Origin of the sequence: Changchengzhania lutea (assembly GCF_006974145.1) — a bacterium.
Classification (GTDB): Bacteria; Bacteroidota; Bacteroidia; order Flavobacteriales; family Flavobacteriaceae; genus Changchengzhania; species Changchengzhania lutea.
In genome coordinates this window covers 777,886-790,201 of sequence record NZ_CP039456.1, presented here as the reverse complement: position 1 = coordinate 790,201, position 12,316 = coordinate 777,886, and the positions used below count along the sequence as shown (strand labels likewise).

The 12,316-nt window shown below is 35.6% G+C and carries 7 protein-coding genes; 5 read left to right on the top strand and 2 right to left on the bottom strand.

The window, feature by feature from the left end:
- Positions 1-86: 86 nt before the first annotated feature.
- Together FAF07_RS03685 and FAF07_RS03680 are read right to left on the bottom strand one after the other, a co-directional pair.
- Positions 87-1,430, bottom strand: coding sequence for a sensor histidine kinase (locus FAF07_RS03685; protein ID WP_142783838.1), 1,344 nt, complete (start codon positions 1,428-1,430; stop codon positions 87-89).
- Positions 1,420-2,766 carry a sigma-54-dependent transcriptional regulator gene (locus FAF07_RS03680; RefSeq protein WP_142783837.1) on the bottom strand — a complete coding sequence of 449 codons (1,347 nt, stop codon included), beginning with the start codon at positions 2,764-2,766 and terminating at the stop codon, positions 1,420-1,422. Before FAF07_RS03680 ends, FAF07_RS03685 begins: the two co-directional genes overlap by 11 nt.
- Before the next feature lie 206 nt (positions 2,767-2,972).
- On the opposite strand from FAF07_RS03680, the gene FAF07_RS03675 reads away from it, so the two are divergent.
- The 5 genes from FAF07_RS03675 (at position 2,973) to FAF07_RS03655 (ending at position 12,306) form a co-directional block, all read left to right on the top strand.
- Complete coding sequence (locus FAF07_RS03675) at positions 2,973-4,223, top strand: efflux RND transporter periplasmic adaptor subunit (protein ID WP_142783836.1); 1,251 nt, start codon at positions 2,973-2,975, stop codon at positions 4,221-4,223.
- 25 nt (positions 4,224-4,248) lie between these two features.
- A complete protein-coding gene (locus tag FAF07_RS03670) occupies positions 4,249-4,926 on the top strand; it encodes an ABC transporter ATP-binding protein (protein ID WP_142783835.1) in 678 nt (225 codons plus the stop codon).
- 50 nt (positions 4,927-4,976) lie between these two features.
- Complete coding sequence (locus FAF07_RS03665) at positions 4,977-7,376, top strand: ABC transporter permease (protein ID WP_142783834.1); 2,400 nt, start codon at positions 4,977-4,979, stop codon at positions 7,374-7,376.
- A gap of 26 nt (positions 7,377-7,402) precedes the next feature.
- The gene (locus FAF07_RS03660) at positions 7,403-9,823 is read left to right on the top strand and encodes an ABC transporter permease (protein WP_142783833.1); all 2,421 of its coding nucleotides are present in this window, start codon (positions 7,403-7,405) and stop codon (positions 9,821-9,823) included.
- Positions 9,824-9,885: 62 nt separating this feature from the next.
- Positions 9,886-12,306 (top strand): ABC transporter permease, encoded by a 2,421-nt coding sequence (locus FAF07_RS03655; RefSeq protein WP_142783832.1) that lies wholly within the window; start codon positions 9,886-9,888, stop codon positions 12,304-12,306.
- Positions 12,307-12,316: the final 10 nt, after the last annotated feature.

The window sequence follows — 12,316 nt, the reverse complement described above, 5'->3', positions numbered from 1 at the left end:
TAAATTTTTGACTAAAGATAATGAATAGATATAGATTTAAAAAGAAGAATTAATAGAGGTTTACAATGAAAGACTATTGAAAAAATTTAGAAAACCAGACTAAACACAGAGCCTTCGCCTTCTATACTATTTACCAAAATCTTACCTTTATGAAGTAGCATGATTTGTTTGCATAGACTTAAGCCAATACCACTACCGGTAGCTTTACTAGTAAAAAAAGGCACAAAAATATTTTCCATGATATCTTGAGGAATACCAGACCCATTATCATAAACTTTGATGACAATATCTCGATTTGGCATTTTTTCGGCCATCACTTTTATATGGGGATTCGGTTGATTTATGCAAGCATCTACAGCGTTCAAAATCAAATTTATTAAAACTTGTTCTACAAGGTGCGCATCAATATCCAATGCCATTTTTTTAGAACTCAAGCTAAAGTCAACGGCAATATTTTTAGCTTTAATAGATGGTTCCATCAATAACTGAATATTCTTGAACAAGTCTGATACCTTTACTCTATTTAAATTTAAATGTGTGACTTTACTCAAACTACGATAGGTCTTAGCAAACTTTAACAAGCCTTCGCTTCTGTTTTTAATCGTTTTTATACCATAATTAAGATCTTCCAATTCTAGTTCATTTTCTGATGGATGATTCAATGCGAGTTCTACATTTCGTTGAAGCGTTTCTGCTAAGGATGAAATGGGGGCAATAGAATTCATGATTTCATGTGTCATGACACTTAATAGTTTTTTCCAGGCTTCCGATTCATTTTTGTTTAGAGTATCATCAATATTTTGAACAACAATAAGTTTAAACGCATCGTCATCCACTTGAAATACCGTATCTGAAATCAACACTTTAATCTTATCATTTTGCAAGGCAATAGTAATAGAGTTTGGTTCTCTATGGTAGGTTTCAAAAATGGTGTTATATAATTCTGGTTTTCTACTTTCTATAAAGCGCACATTTTTAAACGATGGCACATCTAATGTTTCACAGAATGAATCGTTTGACCATAAGACATCTCCTGTTTCCAGATTATACGAAATAATACCAATATCTACCATTTCTAAAATCTTCTGAAGATAGACGTATTGTGCTTCATTTTGGGAATTGATTTCTTTTATGGTTCTGTTTATTTCATTGAACCCTGTATACAGAAACCGAATGTCTTTTGGACCGCGGTCCTCAGGAAACCATCGGGAAAAATCACGATACTTCACAGCCTCAAAAAAATCGTCCATGGCTACAAAACGTCTTTTTACAAAGCTATAGGTGTTAAAAATCAGATAAAGTATGAAGAAAATGAGAACGGTAGCGTATGCCGTTTTCTTTAAATATATGAGGTAAGTCAAGCCTATTAAAGCAGCTGTGAGAAGGATAATCCGAAAGAATAATCGGAAAATGTAACTTTTATAGTCCATATTTTTCTAATCTTCTATATAAAGCGGCTCTTGTTATTCCCAAATCTTTGGCTGATTTGGAAACATTGCCTTTGTTCTTTTCTAAAACATGGATAATAGCTTGTTTCTCAAGGTCGTCTAAATTAGTAGTTGTTGCTTTATTAACACGCGTTGATCGCTCGATAGACGAAAACACCAGATCTTCTGGTTTTAGCATATGTCCATCTGTCATAATCACAGCGCGTTCCAAAACATATTGAAGTTCTCTAACATTGCCCGGAAACGGATGGTTTTTAAGTTTAGAAATAAAGCCAGTATGTAGTGAAAAAGGACTTTTGTTATACTTATCGGCATAAACTGAAATAAAATGTTTTGATAATAAAGTGACATCGTTGTCGCGATCCCTTAACGGAGGAATGATGATATCGACCGTATTAATTCTATAGATTAAATCTTTTCTAAATTTCTTTTCGTCTGCTAATACTTTGGGTTCAATATTAGTCGCACAAATCAGGCGAATATCTATTGGAATGGATTCATTTGAGCCCAATGGTGTTACCTGTCTATTTTGTAAAACGGTTAATAATCGCACTTGCTGACCCAAACTAATATTGCCTATTTCATCTAAAAAAAGCGTACCGCCATGAGCAGCTTCAAAACGCCCTTTTCGGTCTTCTCGCGCATCGGTAAAAGCACCTTTTTTATAGCCAAATAATTCACTCTCAAAAAGCGACGCCGTTAAAGAACCAACATCCACTTTTACAAACGGTTTATCACTTCGGTTTGAGTTTTCGTGAAGGGCTTTTGCTATTAAATCCTTACCTGTTCCGTTTTCACCTAGAATTAACACATTGGCATCTGTAGGCGCAATTTTTTTAAGTTTTAGAAAAACGTCATTCATGGCATCACTTTGCCCAATGATTTCAGAATGCTCTAACAATATAGGTTTCTTCCGCTTTGTATCAGATTTCTTTGCCTCCATTAAAGACTTAATGCTGCCAACTATTTTTTCATTTTTCCAAGGTTTGACTAAAAAATCTGAAGCACCTTCTTTTAAGCCTCTAATGGCTAAATCAATATCCGCATAAGCCGTAATTAAAATAACTGCTATTTCAGGTTGTTTGTCTTTTATTTTATTCAGCCAAAAGATGCCTTCGTTGCCAGTATTAACCAAACCATTAAAGTTCATGTCCAGAATAATAATATCAAATTTATTATTCTCTATTTGAAAATTAATATTGCTCGGATTCTTTTCAATAACGACTTCCTTAACTAGAGGTTTTAATAAAAGTCGTAGTGCGGTCAACACATCGAAGTCGTCATCTATAACTAATATGGAAGCATCTTTTAAAACCATTAATACAATATTACAACTTTATATTCAGCTTATAAAAGCAAGCATTCTAAAATATATAGGTTGTAAAAAACTGTATCAGATTCGGACATGAGTGTATCAAAATCGGACACTTGATCATGTTGCATAATTGTCTTATGAATTGATTTATAGTGTATTAAGCCTTTGGCATCATCTTCACTATATAATTAGTAATCAAAAAACCAAATATGGACGTTCCAATTCAAAAGAAACAATTTTCAAAACAAAAAATCCTGCTATTTGGAGGTGGGTTGGCCATCATAGCGTTAATAATATTTGTGATATTATCTACAAGTGGTGGTTCAAAACTGAATGTTGAAAAAGAGCGTATTTCAATCAACACCATTACCAATGCCATATTTCAAGAAAACATTCCTGTAAACGGTATTGTATTACCCATTACAACTATTTATCTAGATGCTTTAGAAGGGGGTCGTGTGGAAGAAAAATTTGTGGAAGATGGCGCCATCATGAAAAAAGGAGAGCCTATTTTACGATTATCAAACACCGATTTGGAGTTAAGTCTAATCAATCAAGAAACATCGGTTTACAACCTGTTGACGCAAATGCAAATTTCTCAAAATGCAGCTAGACAAAATACCATTAATAGACGTAATCAATTTACAGACGTTGAAAACAGCCTAATTGAAGCGAAACGTATTTATAATTTAAATAAACGTCTTTATGAAAAAGATGCTATAGGTCGTCAAGATTTTGAGTCTTCTGAAAACAATTACAACTACCAAAAGGAACGTATGGAATTGTCTAAAAAAGTGTTGAGTCAAGATTCTGTTTCAACCAAACAAGAGTTTAACCAAGCCCAGAGTTCTTATATAAGAACCCAAAGCGCATTAAAATTGATGCAAAAAAAGGTAGGGGATCTCGTTGTAAGAGCACCGGTTGATGGACAGTTAACCTCTTTAGATGCTGAAATTGGACAATCTAAAAATAAGGGCGAACGCTTAGGACAGATAGACGTTTTGAGTGGTTTTAAAGTTCGTGTGGATATTGACGAGCATTATATTTCCAGAATTTATAATGGACAAACGGGAACTTTTACATTTAATAATAAGCAATTCACGTTGACCATTAAAAAAGTGTTTACACAAGTAACCAATGGCCGTTTCCAAGTAGATATGCAATTTGAAGGCGACGTGCCAGAAGGTATTCGTCGTGGTCAAAATCTTCAAATTCGTGTGGCATTGAGCGCCGAAAAGGAGGCCTTATTAGTTTCTAAAGGCGGGTTTTTTCAAAAAACAGGTGGCAATTGGATTTTTAAAGTTAGTGAAGACGGCAGTTCAGCCTATAAAGTAAACATCAGATTAGGAAGTCAGAATACAGAATACTATGAAGTTCTTGACGGATTAAATCCTGGTGATAAAGTCATTACATCTAGCTATGACAGCTATGGAGATACCCAAGAATTAATATTAAAATAAAAAAGTCAATCAAAAAACGAACATCATGATACAAATTACCGATTTAGAAAAATTTTACCGAACCGAAGAAGTTCAAACCATTGCCTTAAACAAATTATCCTTTGAAGTGAAACAAGGGGAATTCGTTGCCATTATGGGACCATCAGGCTGTGGAAAATCGACTTTACTAAATATTCTTGGCCTATTGGATGATTCTGATGGTGGCAGCTTCAAATTTAATGGCGAAGAAGTTTCTGGGTATAAGGAACGTAAACGTTCTGAACTACGTAAGCATAATGTAGGTTTCGTTTTCCAAAGTTTTAATCTTATAGACGAGCTTACGGTTTTTGAGAATGTTGAATTGCCATTAATATACACCGGCGTTAAACCTGCTGAACGAAAAGTTCAAGTGGAAGCGGTTTTAGAGAAAATGCAAATCATGCACAGACGCAATCATTTTCCACAACAATTATCTGGTGGTCAACAACAACGTGTTGCCGTAGCAAGAGCTGTGGTTAATAACCCAAAATTAATTTTAGCTGATGAGCCAACTGGAAATCTAGACAGTACGAACGGTAATGAAGTTATGGACTTGCTCATTGATTTAAACGAAGCAGGAACCACCATAATTATGGTAACACATAGTGAACACGATGCCAAATATAGCCATCGCATTATTAGAATGCTTGATGGTCAAAAAGTAACCGAAAATATTTTAATGTAGACATCAATCATTTCATCAATCAAAAAACGAACAATCAAAAATCACCAATCATGTTTAAAAACTATCTAAAAGTAGCCTTTCGGAATCTTATAAAGAATAAGGTGTATTCCTTAATTAATATTTCAGGTCTTGCTATTGGAATGGCAGCAACGATTATGATTGGTCTTTGGATACATGACGAATTAAGTTATAACAATCACTTCGAAAACAAGGCACATGTCGCTCAAATTCTTCAACATCAGACTATTAATGATGAGACAGGAACCGGCCCAGCTATTCCAAGACCATTAGAATTCGCGTTGCGCGAAAGTTATAACGATAATTTTAAGCATATAATAATGTCCTCCTGGACACAGCCCAGATATTTAGGATATGGCGAAATAAACCTAAATAGAGAAGGGAATTTCATGCAAGAAGGTGCGACAGACATGTTAAGCTTAAATATTTTGGAAGGTAAAAAAAACGGCTTAAAAGAAAAGAATTCGATTATGCTGTCGCAATCCACCGGTCAAGCCTTATTTAATTCTGAAAATCCATTAGGTAAAACTATTAAAGTCAACAATGAGTTTGATATGGTTGTTACGGCAGTATATGAAGATATTCCGGAAAACAGTTCCTTTAAAGACACCCACTATTTAATGCCCTGGAAACAATATATAACAGCACAAGAATGGATTACAAATGCTGTTGATAGCTGGGGAAACAACTCGTTTCAAATGTTTGTGCAAATCAATGAAAATACCACCATGGATGTCGTGACAGCTAAAATCAAAGATGTCAAGAAAAATTTAGCAACAGATGAAGCGCAATTCAATCCACAAATATTTCTATTACCAATGAAAGACTGGTATTTACGTTCAAATTTTGAAAATGGTATTCAAACTGGAGGTCGTATCGAAAATGTCTGGTTATTCGGAATTATTGGGCTTTTCGTATTGCTTTTAGCATGTATTAATTTCGTGAATTTAAGTACGGCACGTTCTGAAAAACGCGCCACAGAAGTAGGCATCAGAAAATCTATTGGTTCACATCGTGGTCAATTAATCTTTCAATTTCTAAGCGAGTCGTTTTTAATTGTTGTCTTATCTTATGTCTTTGCACTTGCTTTAGTACTTCTATTCTTAAACGGATTCAATAATCTAGCTAATAAAGACATTATATTCCCTTGGGCTAATCTTTCCTTTTGGGGAGTGTCTTTAATTTTTATACTTATCACATCCTTTTTGGCAGGAAGTTATCCCGCATTATATCTGTCATCTTTTAATCCGGTTACTGTTCTAAAAGGCACCTTTAAAGCTGGCCGTTTTGCGGCACTTCCAAGAAAAATATTAGTGGTTACGCAGTTTACGGTTTCCATAGCACTTATTATAGGCACATTGGTGGTTATGAATCAAATTCAGTTTAGTAAAGATAGACCTGTCGGATATACTAAAGAAGGATTAATTCAAATCCCAGTGATGAGTACAGAATTTGTTGGCAAGAACGATATTATGCGCAATCAATTTATAGCTTCTGGAGGAGCGTTAGAAATGGCAGGAATGAGTAGTCCTACAACCAACGTTTGGTCCAATAGAAGTGGTTATACTTGGGATGAAAAACCAGAAGGGTTTCAAGAGGATCTGGCATACACCTCTGTCACCTATGAGTTTGTTGGGACATTAGATTTAAAATTGAAAGCTGGACGTGGTTTTTCTCGCGAGTTTGCAACAGATTCCAATGCCGTAATTTTAAATGAAACTGCCGTAAAATATATGGGTATTACAGACCCAATTGGCAAATATATTAGAGATTCTGATACCGAAGACCCTTTTACTCCATTGCAAATTGTGGGTGTTATTGAAGATATGGTTGTGCAATCACCATATAGTCCAGTAAAGCAGGCCATGTATGTTTTTGAAAAATATGGAAATATCGCCTATTATAATCTTCGTTTAAATCCACAAAATAGTGTTAGTAAAAATTTAGAATTGATTGAAAATACGTTTAAGACAAATTTCCCCAACCTCCCATTCGATTACCAGTTTGTAGACGAAGAGTATGGTCAGAAATTCAGGTCGGAAGAACGTATTGCAAGTCTCTCCAAAGTCTTTACAGGATTAGCCATTTTTATTAGTTGTTTAGGGCTTTTCGGATTGGCAGCATTTGTTGCAGAACAACGCACAAAAGAAATTGGCGTTCGGAAAATTTTAGGAGCTTCCGTAAGTCAGTTATGGATGATTCTTTCAAAGGATTTTATTACACTAGTCGTTATCTCACTCGTAATCGCTTCTCCTATTGCTTATTATATCATGAGTCAATGGTTACAAAAATTCAGTTATCGTACAGATATATCATGGACCGTATTTTTTATTGCTTGTTCTGGCGCACTGATTATAACGCTTGTCACAGTGAGTTTTCAATCAGTTAAAGCAGCAACATCAAACCCAGTAGATTCATTACGTACCGAATAAATCAATTAATCAAAAAACGAACAATCATGATCCGCAATTATTTTAAAACAGCAATCAGAAGCTTGTGGAAGAACAGGACGTTTACGGCGCTTAACATCGTCGGTCTTACCACCGCTTTTGGAGTGGCCCTATTGTTAGCCATGTTTGCAGTGTTTCAACTTTCTTTTGACAGTTTCCATGAACAAGGAGAATACCTTTATCAAGTGTATTCGGAAGACAGTACTCCAAATGGATTTGAGGCCAATATTTCTAAACCTGAACCCTTTGCTGTTGCACTTCGTGATGAAATAACAGGAGTTGAAAGGATAACACGCTATAATGGTTCGGGCATTTTATTAAGCCATAAAGACAAACAGCTAGGTATGCATGTTGCTTATGTAGACCCTGATTTTTTTGATATGTTCAGCTTTCCTATAGTAAAAGGAGATGTGCAGAATCCAATAACTTCAGAATCTGCTGTTGTGATTACTGAAAAGGCTGCAAAAAGAATATTTGGAGATGAAAACCCAATTGGTCAAACAGTTGCTATTTTAAGGGATGAGGAGCAAGTGCCCTTTATTGTTACGGCAATTGTGAAGGATTTTCCCGATACAAGTTCAATGGGCTTTGATGTGGTACTTAATTTTAAAAGTCAGCCGAATCACGCTTATGCTAGAACCATAGGACGTTGGGATATAGAGAATCATGAAGTCTATATGCAACTTTCCAAAGGTATGACACCTTTACAATTTGAAAAAAGTACTACAGATTTCACACAACTACACTATAAAAACGAAATTGATGATGCCAAGCGTGATGGTGTTCAACCAAATTCTAACGGTATTTATAAGCAAATTAAACTGCTACCCTTGGCAGATATCAGGTTTGCTAATTTCAATCAAGGTGCAGTCACCGTAAATCGTACGATGCCTTATTTGGTATTGGGTATAGCCATTCTCATTGTATTTATCGCCTGCGTCAATTTTATAAATATGAGCATCGCAAAAAGTGTGCAAAGACTGCGAGAGATTGGGATGCGTAAAACGCTAGGAGCAGGTGAGGGGCAGTTGTTCTTTCAATTTTGGGGTGAAAGTATTTTAGTTTTTTTAACATCTACGGGTTTGGGGATTTTAACTGCTTCCCTGTTGTTGCAGCCTTTTCAGGCATTATTTAGAACAAGAGCTTCGTTTGTAACGCTATTGAGCCCCTCTATACTGCTCGGGCTAATTCTAAGTGTTGTGGTCATCACGCTAATTGCAGGAGGCTATCCTGCCTTATTAATGAGCCGTCTAGGTACTTTACAAAGTCTAAAAGGAAAACTGGAGAACAGCAGAAAAAATCATTTACGCAACAGTTTAATAGTATTGCAGTTTGGGATTGCCATATTACTCATTAGCGGAACGCTTGTGCTTCAGAATCAGGTGGAATTTATGCGAACTAAAGATTTAGGCTTTAACAAAGACCAAGTTATCGCTTTTCCTCTTAACGGAAAACGTAACGACCAACAAGCGCTGCAACTACTTCGGGATGCCCTTGAAAATAAAACAAATATTGTGAGTATTACAGCATCCAATAATATTTTGGGTTATGGTAAAGACGGAAATCGTTCTACCAGTGTTTTGGGTTTTGAGTACCAAGGGCGTGGTGTGGATACCCACATGTTAGTCGTCGATGCAGATTATGTTGAAACCTTAGATTTGAATCTTATAAAAGGTCGTTCCTTTCGAAAAAACTTAGCTAGTGATAGCTTATCTGTTATCATCAATGAATCGATGGCGAAACAGCTAAATGAAAAGGAAATTTTGAACTCCAGAATCATCTTGGATGATTCTGTTGCCTTCTCTGTAGTAGGTGTCATAAAAGACTTTAATTTTCAGGAACTCGATCGAAATATTGCGCCGATGACGCTTTTTGCATTACCTAATTGGAATTTAAGAAATGCATATGTGAAAGTTGCACCTCAAAATCTAGAGCAATCCTACACTAATGTCAAAGCTGCGTGGGCATCCATAGAGCCTAATGCGGAGTTTCAAGGATCCTTTTTAAATGAAAATATAGACCGGACACTTCGTAATGAGCGTACCATGACTACGATGATAGGTAGTGGTTCTATCCTTGCTATTTTTTTAAGTTGTATTGGTTTATTTGCAATGTCACTGCTTATTGTAGCTCAACGTCGTAAGGAAATAGGGGTTCGCAAAATTGTGGGGGCAAGTGTTTCAGCTATTACGGTACTTTTGACTAAGGACTTTTTAAAATTGGTTGCTATCGCTTTTCTCATTGCAACACCAATTGCGTGGTGGGCAATGAGTAAATGGTTACAAAACTATGCTTACCGCATTGATCTAAATATTTGGATATTCTTGGCTGCTGGTGGAATTGCGGTCTTAATAGCCATGATGACAATAGCTGGAAAGACTATTAGTGCTGCAACATCTAATCCTGTGAAATCATTGCGCACAGAATAAATAAATCAACCTGCGCTGAACGTGTTTCAGTATCAAAAACGAACAATCGAAAATAAACTATTATGATCCGCAATTATTTTAAACAGGTATATCGTCAGGCTTTAAGGTACAGATTGAATTCTTCAATTAATCTATTTGGACTTTCCGTAGGTATTGCATGCTGCGTGATTATTTTTCTATTTGTGGATAATGAAATGAGGTATGATAAATTTCATGCAGATACTGACCAGATTTACCGTATAACTGTAAATGAAACTTCAGAAGGTTCCATTAGGAATTTTGCAAATTCCTTTTTGCCTTACGCTCCTTTATTGAAATCGCAGCTATCTGAGGTAGATGAGGTCGTGCGCTTATTTCCGCAAAGTGTCACCGTTGCCAATAAAGAAAAAAATATCGTACTGCAGGAAGAAAAATTCTTTTATGCAGACTCCACGTTATTTGATGTGTTCTCTTTTAAACTGCTTCAGGGAGATACGTCTACAGTTCTAAATGAACCTCATAATATACTTCTTACTGAAGCTACAGCGAAAAAGTATTTTGGCACGACCAACGCTATGGGTAAGGAATTACTGGTTGAACAAAATGTGCTATTTATTGTTGCTGGAATTTTCAAGGAACAGCCATCTCAGTCTACTATACAATTTGATATGATTGTGCCTATGAGTGCCGCTAAAGAAATCATGGGTTCTTGGATAGCAGATCCAAGAAGTACTTGGCATTACCCCCCGATTTATAGCTTTGTTAAGTGGAATGAATCTATTCAACCTAATGCTATTCAAAAGCGGTTGCATGAGTTTGATGCAAAGCACCTTCCGTCTTATATTACTAAAAGTCGTTCTCACGATTTGCAGAAGATGGAGGAAGTACATTTTTCAAATCTCGAGAATGAAATGCATACCACTATCGACAAGAAAATTTTATATATTTTCATTGCTGCTGGAATAGTCATACTGCTTATTGCTGCATTTAATTTTATAAACTTATTCTTGGCAAGAATTGTATTGCGCTTTAAAGAAGTCGGGATAAAAAAAGTTTTGGGCGCTACACGAGGCCATATTTGGAAGCAAACACTGATAGAAAGTTTGTTTTACCTGTTTATTGCGTTACTACTGGCTTTATTATGGTGTTTCCTGTTTTTACCATCATTCAACACGTTGATGGATACCCAATTAAACTTATTTTTATCAACAACAACTAAAGTTTGGATGGTTATGGGGCTTTTATTGGCAGCCTTAGGATTTTTGATAGCTCTTGTTCCTACCATGTTTCTTTTTCGTTTTAATGTGATTTCCACTTTAAAAGGTTTCAGTAGTAAAGTGTTTAAAAATCGAGCAAGCGTTTCTTTGCAATCTGTATTAATAGTGTTCCAATTTTTTATAGCAGTAGTATTGATTATTGCTACACTTGTTATGCAATCGCAAATGGCTTTTATTAAAACGAAAAATTTAGGATTCAGCAAAGACCAAGTCCTTATATTGCCAGTGCGTGATGAAAACATACAGAACAATTTTGATGTTGTAAAGAATAAATTGATGCAAATTAATTCTGTTTCGGATGTGTCTGCAATTTCAAATTTCCCTTGGCAAAAAGGCTATTACGATTTTGAAACTATTGTTAATTATAAAGGTGTCCAAACCAAGGCCAATACTTCTACAATTCTGGTTGATGAGAATTTTATAACGGCTATGGGCATGACCATGGTCAAGGGACGAGGGTTTTCCAGACAACACAGTACAGATTCTTCTACAGCATTTATAATGAACGAATCCGCTGCACAAAAGTTTGGCATTCAAGATCATATTGGCGTAGGTTTAGAGATGGAAAATATAAGTAAGGGGGCCTCTAAAAAAGGCAAATTAGTAGGTGTTGTAAAAGACTTTCACCTGCAATCCTTACATAAAAAAGTAGAACCGCTCATACTAACCCTGTCACCCGAAACGTATTATACAGATAACATGATTATAAAGTTTTCTGGAAATGATATAGAAAGTACTTTAAATAGTATTAAGGTGAGTATGCAAGAAATCTCACCAGCCAGACCTTTTGATTATTTCTTTCTAGACGAAGCCTTCAAGAAATTATATAAAAAAGAAGCACGTATAAATACACTGTTCAATTACTTTTCCATCCTATCTATTATAATTGCTTGTTTGGGCTTATTCGGGATAGTTGCATTTACAACGTCTCAAAGGATTAAAGAAATTGGCATCCGAAAAATTTTGGGCGCTTCTGTTACGAGCATTGTAAAATTACTGACTTCAGGGTTTTTAAAGTTGGTGTTCATTGCTATTGTCATTGCTATACCTATAGCATATTGGATGATGACTAACTGGTTGGAAAATTTTACATATAGAATAAACATAAATTGGTGGCTCATTATAAGTGCTGGGATGATAGCACTATCTATTGCTGTATTGACCATAGGTTATCAAGCCATTCGTTCGGCGTTATCTAATCCTACCGATAGTTTACGAACCGAATAAATCAATCAAA

Bases quoted from the DNA above. Each gene is read 5' to 3' on its own strand.
- FAF07_RS03685 (WP_142783838.1), bottom strand. From the start codon at position 1,430: ATGGACTATAAAAGTTACATTTTCCGATTATTCTTTCGGATTATCCTT.
- FAF07_RS03680 (WP_142783837.1), bottom strand. From the start codon at position 2,766: ATGGTTTTAAAAGATGCTTCCATATTAGTTATAGATGACGACTTCGAT.
- FAF07_RS03675 (WP_142783836.1), top strand. From the start codon at position 2,973: ATGGACGTTCCAATTCAAAAGAAACAATTTTCAAAACAAAAAATCCTG.
- FAF07_RS03670 (WP_142783835.1), top strand. From the start codon at position 4,249: ATGATACAAATTACCGATTTAGAAAAATTTTACCGAACCGAAGAAGTT.
- FAF07_RS03665 (WP_142783834.1), top strand. From the start codon at position 4,977: ATGTTTAAAAACTATCTAAAAGTAGCCTTTCGGAATCTTATAAAGAAT.
- FAF07_RS03660 (WP_142783833.1), top strand. From the start codon at position 7,403: ATGATCCGCAATTATTTTAAAACAGCAATCAGAAGCTTGTGGAAGAAC.
- FAF07_RS03655 (WP_142783832.1), top strand. From the start codon at position 9,886: ATGATCCGCAATTATTTTAAACAGGTATATCGTCAGGCTTTAAGGTAC.